At 60.5% G+C, this 16,438-nt stretch carries 17 protein-coding genes; 8 read left to right on the forward strand and 9 right to left on the reverse strand.

Annotated elements, in window-relative coordinates; genetic code table 11:
* The first annotated feature begins 33 nt into the window (after positions 1–33).
* Complete coding sequence (locus M5G20_RS00955) at positions 34–822, forward strand: lipopolysaccharide biosynthesis protein (protein ID WP_273917498.1); 789 nt, start codon at positions 34–36, stop codon at positions 820–822.
* Between the two features lie 23 nt (positions 823–845).
* Here M5G20_RS00955 and M5G20_RS00960 read toward each other — a convergent pair whose 3' ends face one another.
* Positions 846–1,688, reverse strand: a complete 843-nt coding sequence (locus tag M5G20_RS00960) for a LysR family transcriptional regulator (protein WP_273917499.1) — start codon at positions 1,686–1,688, stop codon at positions 846–848.
* A 108-nt stretch (positions 1,689–1,796) separates the two neighbouring features.
* Between M5G20_RS00960 and M5G20_RS00965 the strand changes: the two genes are divergently transcribed.
* From M5G20_RS00965 to M5G20_RS00990, 6 genes are all read left to right on the forward strand, one after another.
* Positions 1,797–2,501 carry a haloacid dehalogenase type II gene (locus tag M5G20_RS00965; RefSeq protein WP_273917500.1) on the forward strand — a complete coding sequence of 235 codons (705 nt, stop codon included), beginning with the start codon at positions 1,797–1,799 and terminating at the stop codon, positions 2,499–2,501.
* A 17-nt stretch (positions 2,502–2,518) separates the two neighbouring features.
* Positions 2,519–3,292, forward strand: a complete 774-nt coding sequence (locus tag M5G20_RS00970) for an aldolase (protein WP_273917501.1) — start codon at positions 2,519–2,521, stop codon at positions 3,290–3,292.
* 150 nt (positions 3,293–3,442) lie between these two features.
* Positions 3,443–5,014 carry a sensor domain-containing diguanylate cyclase gene (locus tag M5G20_RS00975; protein WP_273917502.1) on the forward strand — a complete coding sequence of 524 codons (1,572 nt, stop codon included), beginning with the start codon at positions 3,443–3,445 and terminating at the stop codon, positions 5,012–5,014.
* Between the two features lie 143 nt (positions 5,015–5,157).
* Entirely contained in the window at positions 5,158–6,564 is a 1,407-nt protein-coding gene (locus tag M5G20_RS00980) for a DUF1254 domain-containing protein (protein ID WP_273917503.1), read from the forward strand.
* A gap of 98 nt (positions 6,565–6,662) precedes the next feature.
* On the forward strand, positions 6,663–7,457 hold the full coding sequence (locus M5G20_RS00985; RefSeq protein WP_273917504.1) for an exodeoxyribonuclease III: 795 nt from the start codon (positions 6,663–6,665) through the stop codon (positions 7,455–7,457).
* A 112-nt stretch (positions 7,458–7,569) separates the two neighbouring features.
* Positions 7,570–8,397, forward strand: coding sequence for an arylamine N-acetyltransferase family protein (locus tag M5G20_RS00990; protein WP_273917505.1), 828 nt, complete (start codon positions 7,570–7,572; stop codon positions 8,395–8,397).
* A 59-nt stretch (positions 8,398–8,456) separates the two neighbouring features.
* On the opposite strand, the gene M5G20_RS00995 is transcribed toward M5G20_RS00990, so the two are convergent.
* Together M5G20_RS00995 and M5G20_RS01000 are read right to left on the reverse strand one after the other, a co-directional pair.
* A complete protein-coding gene (locus tag M5G20_RS00995) occupies positions 8,457–8,783 on the reverse strand; it encodes a BrnA antitoxin family protein (protein ID WP_273917506.1) in 327 nt (108 codons plus the stop codon).
* A gap of 3 nt (positions 8,784–8,786) precedes the next feature.
* Complete coding sequence (locus M5G20_RS01000; RefSeq protein ID WP_273918057.1) at positions 8,787–9,068, reverse strand: BrnT family toxin; 282 nt, start codon at positions 9,066–9,068, stop codon at positions 8,787–8,789.
* Between the two features lie 256 nt (positions 9,069–9,324).
* On the opposite strand from M5G20_RS01000, the gene M5G20_RS01005 reads away from it, so the two are divergent.
* Positions 9,325–10,842 (forward strand): nucleobase:cation symporter-2 family protein, encoded by a 1,518-nt coding sequence (locus M5G20_RS01005; protein ID WP_273917507.1) that lies wholly within the window; start codon positions 9,325–9,327, stop codon positions 10,840–10,842.
* Positions 10,843–10,913: 71 nt separating this feature from the next.
* Here M5G20_RS01005 and M5G20_RS01010 read toward each other — a convergent pair whose 3' ends face one another.
* Genes M5G20_RS01010 through M5G20_RS01035 form a run of 6 tightly spaced genes read right to left on the reverse strand, consistent with a single transcriptional unit; the run spans position 10,914 to position 16,365 of the window.
* On the reverse strand, positions 10,914–12,143 hold the full coding sequence (locus M5G20_RS01010) for a dienelactone hydrolase family protein (protein WP_273917508.1): 1,230 nt from the start codon (positions 12,141–12,143) through the stop codon (positions 10,914–10,916).
* Between the two features lie 27 nt (positions 12,144–12,170).
* Entirely contained in the window at positions 12,171–12,959 is a 789-nt protein-coding gene (locus M5G20_RS01015; protein ID WP_273917509.1) for an SDR family oxidoreductase, read from the reverse strand.
* Entirely contained in the window at positions 12,956–13,549 is a 594-nt protein-coding gene (locus M5G20_RS01020) for a cysteine hydrolase family protein (RefSeq protein ID WP_273917510.1), read from the reverse strand. Before M5G20_RS01020 ends, M5G20_RS01015 begins: the two co-directional genes overlap by 4 nt.
* Complete coding sequence (locus tag M5G20_RS01025; protein ID WP_150733351.1) at positions 13,549–14,082, reverse strand: aromatic-ring-hydroxylating dioxygenase subunit beta; 534 nt, start codon at positions 14,080–14,082, stop codon at positions 13,549–13,551. The genes M5G20_RS01020 and M5G20_RS01025 overlap by 1 nt, the downstream gene beginning before the upstream one ends.
* Complete coding sequence (locus M5G20_RS01030; RefSeq protein WP_217872876.1) at positions 14,072–15,403, reverse strand: aromatic ring-hydroxylating dioxygenase subunit alpha; 1,332 nt, start codon at positions 15,401–15,403, stop codon at positions 14,072–14,074. The genes M5G20_RS01025 and M5G20_RS01030 overlap by 11 nt, the downstream gene beginning before the upstream one ends.
* Before the next feature lie 17 nt (positions 15,404–15,420).
* A complete protein-coding gene (locus M5G20_RS01035) occupies positions 15,421–16,365 on the reverse strand; it encodes a PDR/VanB family oxidoreductase (protein WP_273917511.1) in 945 nt (314 codons plus the stop codon).
* Positions 16,366–16,438: the final 73 nt, after the last annotated feature.

Genomic DNA, 16,438 nt, shown 5'->3' on the forward strand with positions numbered 1-16,438 from the left:
GGTGACCGGGCTAAATGGGATAGGAAATTCAAGATGGATGTTGTGCAAAAAAAATCGTCACTCAGCGCGGGTCCACTTCATGTGCATGACCTCGATGAGTGCCGCAACATTCAGAAAGGGGCAGTGTTTATTGTGGCTTCGGGGGCGTCCGCCAAAGACTTTCCAGTGGAAAAATATGCTGACGTTCCCATGATCACTATGAACGGCGCGATCTCGAAGTTCGTTGGAACAGGTGTCAAACCGTTTTTTTATGTGTGTACCGACCTGGGTTTTCCCCGGGAGCAACCCGACTTGTTTTCCCAGGCCATGCGTATCAGTGAGCGAGTCGCACTCGGGGAAGATCATCTTTGGGGCAAACAGGCCGGGCCCCAAGGCGAGCTGTATTTGCTCGGCCGTGCACCCAAACAGTCCTGGAGTGATTTGTTCCGCACGGATCAGGAGTTGGTCAGAAGTCGCAAGTTGGGCACCGGACGCACTCGCAGCCTGGGTTTCAGCAAGAATCTCAAACGCGGTTTTTTTGACGCTCGCACGGTGGCCTATCTGGCGTTACAGCTTGCCTATCACCTGGGGTTTACCAAGGTGTTTCTGGTGGGCGTCGACTTGAATGAAACGGTCAGTCGTTTCTACGAAAAGCCTGGCGCCGTTACATCACCTTGCCGGCTCGATCAGCATTTTTATACGAGAATTCTGCCGTCGTTGGAGATTCTGTCGAAGTACGTCGTGAATGAAGACTTTCAGGTCTACAACCTGTCGCAGACGTCGAGGATTCCAGTGGAGCTCGTGCCCCGGGTGACGATGGACCAGCTCGATGCACTGATTTGACCGCTGCCGTGGGAGAGTCGGGCTTATGGGGGCGATAGCGCTCCTCGCAAGAACTCGATCAAGGCCTGCTGTAATCCGCTCAGCGCTCCATCGCGGCTGATCAGCGCCAGTTCCGTCGGTGGCAGTGCCGGCAGGTCGGTGCAGACGCTGTGTTCAGGCAATACCGCCGAGGCGGGCAACACCGAAATACCCAGCCCGCAAGCCACGGCGGCTTGGATGCCCGTCAGGCTATGACTGCCGAAGGCGATTCGCCAGGGCCGTTGCGCGACATCCAGCAATCGGATGGCGCGCTGACGATAAAGGCAGCCCTGCGGAAACAGCGCCAGCGGTAATACGCCGTCGGTGGAATCAATACCCGCACCTTTGACCCACACCAGTGTTTCCGGCCAGGCGTCCCAGCAGGGGCCGCTGCCGGGCTCGCGTTTGACCAGCGCAATATCGATGCCGCCGCTGGCGAGTTGCTGTTTAAGATCGGTGCTCATGCCGCTGACCGTTTCCAGACGTGCCTGGGGTTTCTCCCGCTTGAACCCTGCCAGAATCGTTGCCATGCGCCGGGCGTCGAAATCCTCCGGTACACCGATGCGCAGGATTTCCAGATCAACGTCGCTGGCCAGTGCTTCGACGGCTTGCGACGACAGCGCGAGCAAACGCCGGGCATAGTGAATCAGCATTTCGCCATGCTCGGTGACGCTGATGTTTTGCCCAGTGCGATCGCGCAATAACAGTGCATGCCCCACCATTTCTTCGAGTTTGCGCAGCTGTTGACTCACCGTCGATTGCGTTCGATGCACACGCTCGGCGGCGCGGGTGAAGCTGCCTTCATCCACTACGCAAACGAAGGTTTTGAGCAGTTCGAGATCGAGCATGGCGATTCCCTTGATATTTGAATCACAACTAACAAGCGTCTATTAATTTAATTTCACACTATCACGTGGTGCTCATAAGCTGAAGATCACCGTTCAGAGGATGCTTCCATGACACTGCAAAACACTCCACGCCCCGAATGGCTGACTTTCGATTGCTACGGCACGCTGATTCAGTGGGATGAAGGCTTGAAAGCCGTGGTGGCCGATATTCTGCGCGACAAAGGCGAGCATGCCGTGGATGTCGACCGCCTGATCCAGGTCTATGACCGCCACGAGCATCGACTGGAGCAAATCCCGCCGTATCGTCCGTTCCGCGAATTGAGTACCCAAGGCTTGCAACTGGCCCTGGAAGAGCTTGGGCTGACGAGCGACCCACAGGACAGTCAGCGACTGGCCTCGGCCATCCCGCGGATGCCGCCGTTCCGCGAAGTCATTGCGACACTGGCGCAGCTCAAGGCAATGGGCTTCAAGCTGTGCATCGTTTCCAACACCGACGACGAGATCATTGCCGGCAACGTCGCGCAACTTGGCGGGCATATCGACCGGGTCATCACCGCCCAGCAGGCCGGCGCCTACAAACCCGATCCGCGCTTGTTTGACTACGCTCACCAACAGCTTGGTGTCACTCGCGAGCAGGTGGTGCACATCTGCGCCAGCCCGATGCTGGATCACACCGCCGCCCGGGACATGCATTTCCGCTGCGTGTGGATCGACCGTGGCACCGGCCGGCAATTGCTGCCGGATTATCGACCCGATGCGATATTGAACACGCTGGATCAGGTCGTGCCCTTGTTTAAATCCCTTGGCTGGTAACACACGGAGTCGTCGACATGGCACACACGCTTGCAGGCCGTTCCCGGGGGGCGTTTTACGCTGATCTCAATCTGGACTCAGAGGCTGTCATCACCGCTCGCACCGAGTTGGCGGCGTGCTTTCAACTGGCGGCGCGCCACGGTTTGGAGGAGGGCATCTGCAACCATTTTTCGGCCATGGTGCCGGGGCGCGATGATCTGTTTTTTGTGAACCCGTATGGCTACGCGTTCGCAGAAGTCAGCGCCGACAAACTGCTGGTCTGCGACTTTCACGGCCATGTGATCGACGGCGAGGGCCAGCCGGAAGCGACGGCGTTCTATATCCACGCGCGGCTGCACAAGCACCTGCCCCGGGTGAAAGTGGCGTTCCACACGCACATGCCCCATGCCACGGCGTTGTGCCTGCTGCAGGGCCCGCCGCTGTTATGGCTGGGCCAGACGGCCCTGAAGTTTTATGGCCGAACGGCGGTGGACGAGCATTACAACGGCCTGGCCCTTGATGAATCCGAAGGCGACCGGATTGCCCGCGTCATGGGCAACGCCGACATTCTGTTCCTGAAAAACCACGGGGTGATAGTCGCCGGGCCGACCATTGCCGAAGCCTGGGACGATTTGTATTACCTGGAGCGCGCAGCACAGGTGCAATTGATGGCGATGGCCACCCAGCGGGAACTCAAACCGGTGCCCCATGAAATCGCCCAGCGGGCCTACGAGCAAATGCGCCTGGGCGATGCCGAGAGTGCGCGGGCGCATTTGCACAGTGCGATGCGGCGATTGCAGTGTGCGGGCTGATGCGCGGTCATTCGGGTTGTCGGGCGCGGAGCAACGGAACCACTTGGCAAGTGGTCTCCATTTATCTCTGATAACCCCGTAGACTGGGCGTACAAAAAATAAGGGCTTTTGGGCAGGTGCCCATGCATTGCCCTTAAAGGACGAGCTTTTTTGCCCACACGCTTCCTTGACCGGTATCCCACTCCCGGCGTCGCCTACAAACGCGTACCGCTGCGCAAAGCGGCTGTGCTATTTGTCGCCACAGTGTGCCTGTGCCTGTGCGGTTTGCTTTACCTGCAGCTGGAACAATCCCGGCGCCACGACCTTAACCAGGCCCAGGTGGCGTCGTCGAACCTGACGCGGGCCATGGCGCAGCAGGCCGAAGACACGTTCATGAAGGCCGACCTGGTGCTGACCAGTCTGGTGGACTGGATTCAAGTGGACGGTTTCGGTCCGGCGCTCAGGCCACGCTTGCAGAAAACTTTCGCCCGACGCGTGCAAGCGCTGGAAGAATTGCACGGCATCTTGCTGTTCGACCAAAAGGGCCAGTGGATTGTCACGTCCTTTGACCGTCTCCCTCGCGGGCCTGGCGTGGCGGATCGCGAATACTTCAAATTCCATCAGCAAAACGTGACGTCCGTGGCGCACATCGGTGCGGCGATTCGCAGCCGGGAAAATGGCGAGTGGATTATCCCGATTTCCAAGCGGATCAACGACAAGAACGGCCAGTTCCATGGCGTGTTGTTGGCCGGGATCAAGATGTCGTATTTCGACCAGTTCTTCAAAAGCTTCAGCCTCGATGACAACGGCTCGATGTTCATGGCGTTGACCGATGGAACCTTGTTGGCGCGGCGGCCCTTTGTGGAGTCGCAGATCGGCACTTCTTTGGCCCGGAATGAAATCTTTCAGACACTCCTGCCGCAAGCGTCTTCGGGCAACGCAATGTTTACCTCGGTGGTGGATGGCGTTGTCCGCTTGTTCGGGTACCGGCAGTTGGAGGCTTATCCGCTGGTGGTGTCGGCGGCCTCGTCGAGGGACTCGATCCTCGCCGGGTGGTACGACACCGCGTTTCGCTCCGGCCTCATCGTTGCGTTGGTGATGCTGGGCGTGACGCTGTTCGGATGGGTATTTCTGCGGCAGGTGCGCGTCGGCGAACAGGTCGAGGCGGATCTGCGCAAGGCCCAGGAAGCGCTGGAGTTGATCGCGACGCACGACAGCCTGACCGGTCTGGCCAACCGCCGGTTGTTCGAGCGAGCGCTGGATGTCGAGTTCGGGCGCGGTGCGCGACAGAGCAGCGCGCTGAGTCTGATCATGCTCGATATCGATTACTTCAAGCGCTACAACGACACCTATGGACATGTGGTGGGGGACCACTGCCTGGCGCAGGTGGCCCGGGCGGTAAAAGGTTGCTGCCATCGCAAAGCTGACCTGGCCGTGCGTTACGGCGGTGAAGAGTTTGCGGTGTTGCTGCCCGACACCGACATTCACGGCGCCATGACCATTGCCGAACAAATACGCCGCAGTGTCATGGACAAGAACATCAGCCATACCGGTTCACCCACCGGGTATGTGACGGTCAGCCTCGGTTGTTACTCGTTCGTGCCGACGGGGCGGGACAGCATGGAGGTGTTTATCCAGCGGGCCGACGCGGCGCTGTATCAGGCCAAGCACGCGGGGCGAAATCGCTCGGCGGTGTTGTCGATGGAGGGAAGTGTCGAGACGCTGATGCGTTCTGACCGCTAAGTCGGAACTCGCCTCTGTTTCACGAAAGCAACACCTCGGCCAACCGGCGGTCCGTCTGTCAGGTCTTGTTCGTTTGATCGTCTAGAGTTCCGATAGCTCTGCCAGATCCGGCAGATCTCCCCAACGCACGGACGATCGCCATCATGTTGATAACTCAAGCATTGACAGCCGTTGCCATGACCATTGCCACCGCAGCCATGTTTCCACTGGCCAGTCAGGCGCAATCGAAAATCACACCCGAGGAAGCGCACGCCATTGGCGTTGAGGCCTACATTTATTTCTACCCGTTGTTGACCATGGACATCACCCGCAAGCAGTTCACCAACATCGAGCCGGGCAAGGCGTTCGGCAAAGGCCCGATGAACATGTTCGTGAGTGTGCCGCAGTATCCGCCAGCAGATTTCAAAGGGGTGGTGCGCTCCAATTTCGACACCTTGTATTCCATCGCCTGGCTCGACTTGACCAAAGAACCGCTGGTCATCGCCGCGCCGGACACCGCCGGGCGCTTCTATTTGCTGCCGATGCTCGACATGTGGAGCGACGTTTTCGCCTCACCGGGCTGGCGCACCACGGGAACCGAAGCCGCGCAATTTCTGGTGACGCCACCGGGCTGGACCGGCACGGTGCCGGCCGGGCTGAATCATCTGCCGGCGCCGACGCCTTTTGTCTGGGTCATCGGCCGGACCAAAACCGACGGCGCGGCGGACTATGCGGCCGTGCACAAGATCCAGGCCGGCTACACCGTGACGCCGTTGTCGCGACTGGGCAAAGAAGCCGAGCCGGTCAGCGTAAACATCGATTCGTCGGTCGACATGAAAACCCCGCCGAAGATTCAGGTCGACTCACTGTCGGCGGCTGACTACTTCGCCTACGCCGCCGAATTGCTCAAAGTGCATCCGGCCCACAGCACAGATCAGCCGATACTGGCGCAGATCAAGCGCATTGGTATCGAGCCCGGCAAGTCGTTCGACATGGGCGCACTGGCACCTGAAGTCAAAGCCGCGCTCGACACCGTGCCCGCACAAGCGCAGAGCCTGATGAAGTGGAAGGTGGAAACCCTGGCGCGCGTCGTCAACGGTTGGTCGATGAATACCGACACCATGGGCGTCTATGGCAACTACTACCTTAAACGCGCGATCGTCGCCCAGGTCGGGCTCGGCGCCAACTTGCCCGAGGATGCGATTTATCCATTGAACATGGGGGATGCGGCCGGCAAGCCGCTCGACGGCACGAACCAGTATGTGCTGCATTTTGACAAGGGTAATACGCCGCCGGTGAATGCATTTTGGTCGATCACGCTGTACGACCCGGAAGGGTTCCAGGTTGGCAATGCGCTCAATCGCTTTGCGGTCAGCAGCTGGATGCCGTTCAAGAACAACGCCGACGGCTCGCTGGATATTTACTTCCAGAACGAAAGCCCCGGCAAAGACCTTGAAGCCAATTGGCTACCTGCACCCAAAGGGCCATTCAACCTGACGATGCGTTTGTATGGCCCCAAGGCCGAAGCCTTGAACGGTAAATGGAACCCACCGGCAGTCAAACAGATTTAGCTAGCCGGCAGCAGGCAGCCGACGGTGTCTTACCATCGGCAAGTCTGCGAGGTCACAGCCAGGACAGCCAGGACAGCCAGGCAGATGGAGCGTGGGTCATGAAAAAACTGCGAATCGCGACGTTCAACGTCAACGGCATGCGCGCACGGTTGCCAAACGTGCTGGCCTGGCTCGAGCGCGAGAAACCGGACATCGCCTGTCTGCAGGAACTGAAGTCGGTGGACAGCGCATTTCCTGCCGCCGAGCTTGTGGCCATTGGCTACGGTGCGATCTGGCAGGGGCAGGCGTCCTGGAACGGGGTGGCGATTCTGGCGCGGGATGCGCAGCCGCTGGAAAGTCGACGAGGGCTGCCGGGTGATGACAGCGACAATCACAGCCGCTATCTCGAGGCTGCCGTGCATGGGGTTCTGGTGGGGTGCCTGTACCTGCCCAATGGCAACCCGCAGCCGGGTCCGAAGTTCGATTACAAACTGGCGTGGTTCGAGCGACTGATCCGCTACGCCCAGGCACTGCAGAGCAGCGAGCACCCGGTGGTGCTGGCCGGCGACTACAACGTGGTCCCGACAGACCTGGACATCTACAACCCGCGCTCCTGGCTCAAGGATGCGTTGCTGCAACCGCAGAGCCGCGAGTGTTATCAGCGACTGTTGGATCAAGGCTGGACCGATTCCCTGCGACATCTTTATCCGGATGATCGGCTCTACACCTTCTGGGATTATTTTCGCCAGCACTGGCAAAAAAATTCCGGGTTGCGCATCGACCATCTGCTGCTCAATCCGGCCTTGAGTCCTTATCTGGTAGAAGCGGGTGTCGATGCCTGGGTGCGCAACGAACCGCATGCCAGTGACCATGCGCCGACCTGGATTCAACTGGGTTCGCGCAAGCGTCGTTGATTCGTCTAGCGCAGCGATTGGCTAAATCAATTGTCGTGCACTGTGGTTCATCCCTTATACATAGCGGCCATTGGCGGAGCGATCCGCCGCTTGCGTGCATAAGGACTGAACGATGAGCAACCCCCGCCTGACCAATCGAGCGCTATACCTGCAACGGCTGGGCTTCGATGCGCCGCCGGCGCCGACCCTGGAGACCTTGCGTCAGCTTCAGTTGCGCCACACCGGCGTGTTCCCGTTTGAGAACCTGACCACCTTGTCCGGCGAGCCGGTGCTGATCGATCTTGCGTCGATCGAACAAAAAGTCCTGGGTCAGGGACGCGGCGGTTACTGCTACGAACTCAATTACCTGTACCTGACCCTGCTTCAAGAGCTGGGTTTCGATGCGCATGGCATCAGTGGCCGCGTGGTCATGGGCCAGCCCGAAGGTGCCTGGACGGCACGCACCCACCGCTTGAGTGTGGTGACGCTGGGTGGCGTGCGCTACATCAGCGATGTTGGCTTCGGCGGCATGGTGCCCACCGCGCCGCTGTTGCTCGACAGTCCGGCTGAGCAAACGACGCCTCATGAGCCTTATCGCATCGAACAACATGTGGACGGCTACACCCTTCGCGCCAAGGTCGGCGACGAGTGGCGAGCGATGTACATCTTCGACCTGCAGCGCCAGGAAGACATCGATTACAGCGTCGGCAACTGGTACGTCTCGACTCATCCGCAATCATCCTTCACCAGGCAGCTGATGGTGGCGCGAACCGGGGAAGGGTGGCGTCGTACGCTCAACAACGGCAGCTTCGCCATCCACCGCATCGGCCACGACAGCGAGCGCCGGCAGGTGGCCGATGTGCAGGCGTTGCTGGGCGTGCTGGAAGGGGAGTTCGGTATTCGGGTGCCGACCAATGCGACGTTAATGCGCACACTCGAAAGCCTGATCCAGCCGGAATAGCACCATATTGTGTGCACAAGAAAGGGGCGGATTGAATCAATCTGCCCCTTTTTGTTGGCCTACGGCCGAGCATCGGGCTCCATCACACGATGGATTTCATTCAGGGCCTCCAGCAGTTTTTTCTCCAGGCTTTTCAACTCCGTGGCCGTGATCCCCGGTTTTAAATGCCCGGTCGTTTTCGGCTCGGTCGTTTTGTTCAGATCGCTGAGCAATGTCCGTCGCAGGATGTTGTTGATGACGGTCTGATAGCCGTACCCCTCAGTTTCTGCCAACGCGCGTGCCGCCTCGATGACCACTTCATCGAGCATGATGGTGATTCGGGTTTTGCCTTTGCCCGAAGCAACGGCCCCGCGCCTGGCATTGCTGAAGTCGTATTCGTCTTTCATGGATCAAGCCTCCAGATACTGGCGTCGCTCGGCTTTGCTGGCGAGGCGCGCAGAAATAATTCGAACGAAATTCGGATCACGATAGGTGTACGCAACGACCAGCAAACGCCCTTTGCCATCCAGCCCCATGGTGATCCAGCGTTGTTCGTCATGGTCTTCGTCCTGAAGGGGCAGGGCGTGCTCGTCATGGAATGCCGGTTCGGTCTCGGCGAGGCTGATGCCCTGGTGCTTGAGCTTGTTGGCTGCGTTCTTTGCCTTGTGGTACAGAATTTCGAATGACTTAATTATGCATACTTTATATGTATATGGAAGAAGGCGACCTCTACCGATGGTCGCCATGAATTCAAAAGCCTAGTGGCTGCAGGAGAATGTCTCGGCTGGATGTATTGCAAGGAATCAGGCAAGGAGGGGACGCGGTGGCACACAGTCTGCATGACCGACCGTTCATAATTTGACGGGCAAGTTGTATACAACTCTATAGACATTTGTCCTGAGTCTTGCATACAGTGTGCGCATAACAAAAACCAGGGAACCCCCTAACATGAAAACGCCCCATGTTTCACACCAACGGCCCGAAGACGAAAACCTCGGGATCGGCGCGAATATGGCTTACGGCCTGCAACATGTTCTGACCATGTACGGTGGCATCGTCGCGGTGCCTTTGATCATTGGTCAGGCGGCCGGGCTGTCGCCGGCGGACATTGGTTTGTTGATTGCTGCTTCATTGTTTGCGGGGGGGCTGGCCACGTTGCTGCAAACCCTGGGTCTGCCGTTTTTCGGTTGTCAGTTGCCGCTGGTACAGGGCGTGTCGTTTTCCGGTGTCGCGACCATGGTGGCGATTGTCAGCAGTGGCGGCGAGGGTGGGTTTCAGTCGATTCTGGGGGCGGTGATAGCGGCGTCCCTGATCGGGTTGCTGATCACGCCGGTGTTCTCGCGAATCACCAAGTTCTTCCCGCCGCTGGTCACGGGCATTGTGATCACCACCATCGGCCTGACGCTGATGCCGGTGGCGGCGCGCTGGGCCATGGGCGGTAACAGCCATTCCCCAGAGTTCGGCAGCATGGCCAACATCGGCCTGGCCGCCATGACGCTGGTGTTGGTGCTGCTGCTGAGCAAGATTGGCAGCGCGACCATCTCCCGTCTCTCGATCCTGCTGGCAATGGTCATCGGTACAGTCGTCGCGGTGTTCCTGGGCATGGCGGATTTCTCATCCGTTGGCGAAGGTCCGATGTTCGGCTTCCCGACCCCGTTCCACTTCGGCATGCCGACCTTCCACTTCGCGGCGATCCTGTCGATGTGCATCGTGGTCATGGTGACCCTGGTGGAGACCTCGGCGGACATCCTGGCGGTCGGTGAAATCATCGACACCAAGGTGGACTCCAAGCGTCTGGGCAATGGTCTGCGCGCTGACATGCTGTCGAGCATGATCGCGCCGATCTTCGGTTCCTTCACCCAAAGCGCCTTCGCCCAGAACGTCGGGCTGGTGGCGGTGACCGGGATCAAGAGCCGCTACGTGGTCGCCACGGGTGGTCTGTTCCTGGTGATCCTCGGCCTGTTGCCTTTCATGGGGCGGGTCATCGCGGCCGTGCCAACCTCCGTCCTTGGCGGCGCCGGTATCGTGCTGTTCGGCACCGTAGCCGCCAGCGGCATCCGGACGCTGTCCAAGGTCGACTACCGCAACAACGTCAACCTGATCATCGTCGCGACCTCGATCGGCTTCGGCATGATCCCGATTGCGGCACCGAACTTCTACGATCACTTCCCAAGCTGGTTCGCCACGATCTTCCATTCGGGCATCAGCTCTTCGGCGATCATGGCCATCGTGCTCAACCTGACCTTCAACCACCTCACCGCCGGTAACTCCGACCAGCAGTCGGTGTTTGCGGCGGGCACCGAGCGGGTCCTGCGTTATCAGGATCTGGCGGCGTTGCGCGAAGGGGATTACTTCAGCGACGGCAAACTGCATGACTGCGACGGCAAGGAAATTCCGGTGATTGAGGTGGACCACGGGCATGGCGAGCCACGGGCGGTGCATGCCAAAAGCAGTGAGCATGTCTGACGTTACAAGCGCATGAAAAAAGGCCGATCTGTTGAATGACAGATCGGCCTTTTGCATTGATGCGGTCGCGATTACTCGCTTTGCGTCCAGCGGCCCATCAACGTATTGGACGGCAGTTGTTCATCCAACAGCTTTCTCGCCGTTTCCACCCCTGCCACTGGCAGCCCTTCAGGGTTCAACAAGCCGATTTGCACCAGCACACTGGCCTGGTCCCAGTAGATATGCTCGTGGTACAGCTTGTCCCCTCGGAACTTGATCACCCCCAGCATTGGAATCTCCACGTACTTCCCGGTCGGTGCCACGTTGGGCAGCATCCAGTCGATTTCGGTGCTGTGGGTGAAGCACATGATGAACTCGTCGACGATCTGCAGGGCGCCAATGGTGCGGGAGATGGGGATGAGCTTCATGTCCGGCGGATTGCCGTGGACGAAATGATGTTGGTAGAAGCGGCTGAGTTCCCTGGCGCCGACGCCCCCGGTCATGGTCGGAATATGGTTGACGTAGGGTTCGGCGACCATGGTCGCCATGGTGGCGGGTACGTCGCGGGTGTCGAACTCGTGGCGGATGTGTTCTTCCCACAGGGCGGACAGGTTGAAGTGGGGGCCGATCTCGCGCTTGAGGGCGGCGATGCTGCGCTCATGGGCCATCAGCGAGGCCGGCTTGTCGTAGTGTGAACTTGCGGCCCGGGCGAAAGCGTGGTCGACGCCTGGGTAAACGTAGATTTCCGTTTTGTCGTTGCCGGCCAGGTGTTCGCTGATCAGTGCGCGGGCACTGGCGTCGCAGTAGCCATCGTTTTCGGCAAAGTGCAGGACCAACCGACCCTTGAGGTTTTCCGATTCGTGCAACAGCTGTTCGATGCCCATGCCGTAGTAGCCGACGGCGCAGGCCACGTCGGTGCGCGTGGCGGTCAGCCAGGCCAGTTTGCCGCCCATGCAGAAACCGACATAACCCAGGCCCGGGCCTTCCACTTCCGGCAATGCACGCAGGGCTTTAAAGCTGGCGTCGATGTCGCTGACGGCTTTGTCCACGTCCAGGCGCTGGAACAGGTCGATGGCCACGGCGAAATCCGCTTCGGTGTAGCCCAGGTCAACGCCCGGCTGCAGGCGCCAGAACAGGTCCGGCACCAGCGCCACATAACCCTCCTCGGCATAGAAATCGGCCACCGCGCGCATGTTGGCGTTGACCCCGAATATCTCCTGGCCGATCACCACACCGGGGCCCTTGCCGCTGGCCGGCAGGGCCAGGTAACCGCTGAACGTGGCGTTGCTGTCCGTTGCCCGGATTTCAATCATCTTGCCCATGTCATCTACCTCATTCGGTTATCAGATTTATTGGCTGTCACGGTGTTGCTGGAACCATACACGCGGCGACACACCGCGGTCTGGCCCGAGGATTGAAAAACCGCCGTCCACCGGCACGTCGACTCCGGTCATCCAGCCGGCACCGGCGCTGCACAGAAACGCCACCACGCTGCCGACCTCATGACCCCGGCCGATGCGCCCGAGCGGATGAAAAGGCGCCCCGACCCGGTCGGCCAATTGCGGATCATTGTCGCTGAAGTCGGCGACGCTGGGCGACCAGGTCCAGGCCGGGGATACGCTCAGCACCCGGATCTGTTCCGGGGCCAGGGTCATGGCCAGGTTTTTCGTCAGTTGCAGGATGCCGGCCTTGGAGGCGGGGTAGAGCGCGCGCCCGGCCGCGCCGAACTTGCCGCCCGTGCTGCCGATGTTGATCACCACGCCACCACTGGGCAGATGCACGGCCGCCTTCTGGGTAAAAATCGCCGCCGACACCAGATTGACGTTCAGGGTTTTCAGCCACTGTGCGCGGTCCGAGGCCAGCCCCTGATCGGCGTACAGGCAGGCGTTGTTGACCAGTATGTCGAGCCTGCCGAAGCGGGCCAGCGTGGCAGCGATGCACGCGTCGATGTCTTCGTCGCGCTCCACGTCGCACGCTGAAAACCCGCAATCGAGTTCTTCCGCCAACGCTTGGCCACTGTCGGCGTTGCGGCCCACCAGCATCACCCGCGCACCCTCGGTCAACAGTTGCCGGGCGATGTCCAGGCCCAGCCCCTGGGTACTGCCAGTGACAATCGCCACTTTGCCTTCGAGCATCATGCGAAATCCTCCAGTGCTGCCTCGACGTGGCTGATGCGGGCGATCAGCGCCATGCTCGCCAGCGAGGCCGTATGTGTGCCGCTGTCCGCACTGGCGCAGGCATCTGCCGCCACCGTCACTTCGAAACCGCAGTCCACGGCATGACGCACCGTGCTTTCCACCACCGAGTGGGTCGCCACGCCCGCGATCAACAAATGCGAAGTATTGAACTGGCGCACCAGGCTTTCCAGCGGTGAGCCATAAAAGGCATTGATCCGGTTGTGGGTGACGACGAACTCCTGGCGGCTGACCTTTGGTGCCAGGGCGCTGTAGAACTCCGCGCCCCAGCTGCCTTCCCGGACAGCGCCAAGGCTGGCGACAGCGCGCAAGATCGGCGCGTTCTGGATCAGGTCGGCGTAGTCCGGCCGGAACGCCACGCGCACGTGGATGATCGGCCAGCCCTTGGTTCGCGCGCCGGCGAGCAGGCGCCCGGCAGCGTCGAGCAGCGCAGCTCGCACGAGGTCATCGGCCCCCAGCCCGACCCGAATCTTGCCCTCGGGGTGCAACACGTCGTTCTGATAGTGCAGGGCGATCAGCACCGGTGCGCTCATCACACGAACACCTCGAGGTTGGCGAACACATCGTTGCAGTTGATGAGGTCCACGCGCTTGAGCTGGATCTGCCAGCCACCGCTTTCCCGAGCGGCCAATTTATAGGTGTAGCGCCCGGCGAGCTGGCGTTGCTCCAGGCGCCATTCGCTGTACTGGAAGCTGGCGCTGACCACCAGCAAGCCCTGGGCATCGAGACCCTCGACCATCACGTTGCCCACCAGGTGCGCGGTTTGGGTCTGCGGTTGCTGGGACCAGTTGCGGGCGTTTTCCACCCGGCGGATCCGCACCTCGCGCAGCATGCGGTTTTCCCAGAACAGCGAGATATGGTCGAACGGGTTGGCTTGCTCGTGCTTGTGCGGCACCCAGTACATGCCGGTGTCGGTGAACAGCTTGTCCCACTCCCAGAAACGCCGCTCATCCAGCAGGCGCGCCTCCTGGTAAAGAAACTGTTCGATCTGGCGCAGGGTCTCGACGGGAACCTGGGCGGGGGTCAACTGGCGGGTGTCGACGTCGATTCGGCGGTCAAGCAGCATGGGTGCTCTCCTTGGCGATCAGGGTGGCGGTCATGAACTGTTTCCAGGCGGCGAACTGGTTGCGCATCGGCAGCTCGCTGGTGCCATTGGTGGACACCGCGCCGTCTTCCAGCGGCTTATCGGTACCGACGTAGCGGTGCATGCTGATCCACTCGCCGCCGCGGGTCATGTTGCCTTCCTGGCAGCGAGCATAGACTTCGACGTCGTCGGGCATCACGTTGGAGGAGGGCGAGTTGATGACGTTGGCGTAGGTCAGTGCGCGGTCGAACACGGCATCCGGGGCGCCTTTACAGCGGAAGGTCTGGATCTCGACCATGGTCTGGTCCACGGCGATGGGGCGGATCACCCGGAACTGCATGAACACGGTGTGCGGCGAACCGCTGCCGTAGATCACCGTGTTGTGGCGGTTCATGCCCAGGATTTCCTTGGCGCGCTGCTCGCCGTAGGCCTGGCTCAGGCATTCGAAGTGGGCGCGGGAGACCTCGTCGCGCTCGGCGGCGGCCGGGTCGAAGATCGCTTCCATGTAGCCGTGGCCATTGTGGTAAGCGCGCAGTTCGAGTTTCTCCCAAAAGTCATAGGGCTCGCCGTTGCCGTCCATGATCAGCAGCTCGAAGGGCATTTCACCGATGGCTTGGGCTTCGTCACGCGCAGCGTCCACCGACGATTCGTGGGTCACGCGGGCATGCATGGTGTCGTGCAGGTTCTCGTAGAACACTTTCCAGTTGGAGCGCTGCTGAACGCGGAAGATACCGCCGGCCACCTCGACCTCACCAACGGGCGAGCGATCGCAGAGGTTGTCGATGGAGGTGATGACGCCGCCCAGAAATGTTTTAAGGTCCGGTCCGAACGCCGCCTGGCTGGCAAACACAAAGCCGCGATAGGCTTCGACGCGGGCGACGCTGACCATGGAAAAATCCGGGTGCTTGGGGTCGTAGCAGGTGCCTTCGAAACCGCTCTTGAGCGGCGCCGACAAATGCTGGCCGTCGAGTTTGAAGGTCCAGGCGTGGTACGGGCAGCGGAAGAACTTGCCGACACTGCCGTCACCGTCAGCCACCAGTTTGGCGCCTTTGTGCGGGCAGCGGTTGTACAGCACGCTGACCTGCTGGTTGGCGCCGCGCACCATGATCACGTCCTGATCGCCGATACGTGTGGTGTGGTAGTCGCCGGGGTTTTTGACCTGGCTTTCATGGCCGACGTAGATCCAGGCGTTGCCGTAGATGCGCTCCATCTCCAGCTTGAACAGGGTCGGGTCGGTGTAGACGCTCTTGTGAACGCTGTCTTCGCGGATCAAGGCAGCGATTTGCTCGTTGGTCGGTATCACGGGATGTCCTCGGCTTGTCACAGATCGAGTACCAGCAGCGCGCTGCGGGCACGGGAGACACAGGTGCAGAAACTGCCGCTGGCGCGGTCGCGCTCCGACAGGCAGATGTCGCGGTGGTCGGGCTGACCGTCGATGACCTGGGCGACGCACACGCCGCAGTCACCCCGTCGGCAGTCGAACATCGGGTCCAGGCCGGCCTGGAGCATGGCGTCCAATACGCTTTGTCCGGCGGCCACTTGCAGGTTCACGCCGCTTTCGCGCAGGTGCACCTCAAAGCCTTGGTCGCCGGCCATTTCCAGCGCGCCGCTGAACAGTTCGTAATGCAGGTGATCTTCTGCCCAGCCCTGTTCGCGAGCGCAGGCCAGCACGCTGTTGAGCAGGGCGGTCGGGCCGCAGATGTAGAGGTGCAGACCGGGTTTTGGCGCAGCCAGAATCGCAGCGGCAGGCAAGCGCTTCTGCGGGTCGCCGCCGCTGATCCAGCAATGGTTATCGAGGCAGGCGCGCGCTTCGGGCAGATAGGCCATCTGTGCTTCATCGCGACCGGCATAGTGCAGGGTGAAAGACTTGCCCGCCGCTTGCAGCGACCGGGCCATGCTCAGCATGGGCGTGATGCCGATGCCACCGGCAATCAGCAGCGCGTGTTCGGTGTTTTCACAGAGTGGAAAGTGGTTGCGTGGCGCATCGGCCAGCAGTTCATCGCCGACCTTGAGCGAGTGCACCCAGCGCGATCCACCGGTGCTCGTTTCTTCGAGCTGGACGGCGATTTCGTAGTGTTCGCCGTCGGGCAGGTTGACCAGCGAATAGGCACGGCGTTGAGCGCGGCTGCCAGGTACATGCAGTTCCAGATGGGCTCCGGCAGTAAAGCCCGGCAGTGGCTGGACGCCGCTGGACACCAACAGCACGCGGCGGATTCTGGGGGTCAGAGGCTCGATCTGTTGGACCCTGAGCGAGAGGCTGGACATACGCAATTCCTGTCTGAATTCGTAGCCACTGTATGAAGCCTGAGCGGGTCAAAAAAGCCGCAAACGGCAAACC

The sequence above is a fragment of the Pseudomonas sp. TNT2022 ID1044 genome, assembly GCF_028656895.1.
In the GTDB taxonomy this organism is placed as follows: domain Bacteria; phylum Pseudomonadota; class Gammaproteobacteria; order Pseudomonadales; family Pseudomonadaceae; genus Aquipseudomonas; species Aquipseudomonas reinekei.

Excerpts from the sequence above, each read along its gene's own strand:
- M5G20_RS00955 (WP_273917498.1), top strand. The coding sequence starts at position 34 with ATGGATGTTGTGCAAAAAAAATCGTCACTCAGCGCGGGTCCACTTCAT.
- M5G20_RS00960 (WP_273917499.1), bottom strand. The coding sequence starts at position 1,688 with ATGCTCGATCTCGAACTGCTCAAAACCTTCGTTTGCGTAGTGGATGAA.
- M5G20_RS00965 (WP_273917500.1), top strand. The coding sequence starts at position 1,797 with ATGACACTGCAAAACACTCCACGCCCCGAATGGCTGACTTTCGATTGC.
- M5G20_RS00970 (WP_273917501.1), top strand. The coding sequence starts at position 2,519 with ATGGCACACACGCTTGCAGGCCGTTCCCGGGGGGCGTTTTACGCTGAT.
- M5G20_RS00980 (WP_273917503.1), top strand. The coding sequence starts at position 5,158 with ATGTTGATAACTCAAGCATTGACAGCCGTTGCCATGACCATTGCCACC.
- M5G20_RS00985 (WP_273917504.1), top strand. The coding sequence starts at position 6,663 with ATGAAAAAACTGCGAATCGCGACGTTCAACGTCAACGGCATGCGCGCA.
- M5G20_RS00990 (WP_273917505.1), top strand. The coding sequence starts at position 7,570 with ATGAGCAACCCCCGCCTGACCAATCGAGCGCTATACCTGCAACGGCTG.
- M5G20_RS00995 (WP_273917506.1), bottom strand. The coding sequence starts at position 8,783 with ATGAAAGACGAATACGACTTCAGCAATGCCAGGCGCGGGGCCGTTGCT.
- M5G20_RS01005 (WP_273917507.1), top strand. The coding sequence starts at position 9,325 with ATGAAAACGCCCCATGTTTCACACCAACGGCCCGAAGACGAAAACCTC.
- M5G20_RS01010 (WP_273917508.1), bottom strand. The coding sequence starts at position 12,143 with ATGGGCAAGATGATTGAAATCCGGGCAACGGACAGCAACGCCACGTTC.
- M5G20_RS01015 (WP_273917509.1), bottom strand. The coding sequence starts at position 12,959 with ATGATGCTCGAAGGCAAAGTGGCGATTGTCACTGGCAGTACCCAGGGG.
- M5G20_RS01020 (WP_273917510.1), bottom strand. The coding sequence starts at position 13,549 with ATGAGCGCACCGGTGCTGATCGCCCTGCACTATCAGAACGACGTGTTG.
- M5G20_RS01025 (WP_150733351.1), bottom strand. The coding sequence starts at position 14,082 with ATGCTGCTTGACCGCCGAATCGACGTCGACACCCGCCAGTTGACCCCC.
- M5G20_RS01035 (WP_273917511.1), bottom strand. The coding sequence starts at position 16,365 with ATGTCCAGCCTCTCGCTCAGGGTCCAACAGATCGAGCCTCTGACCCCC.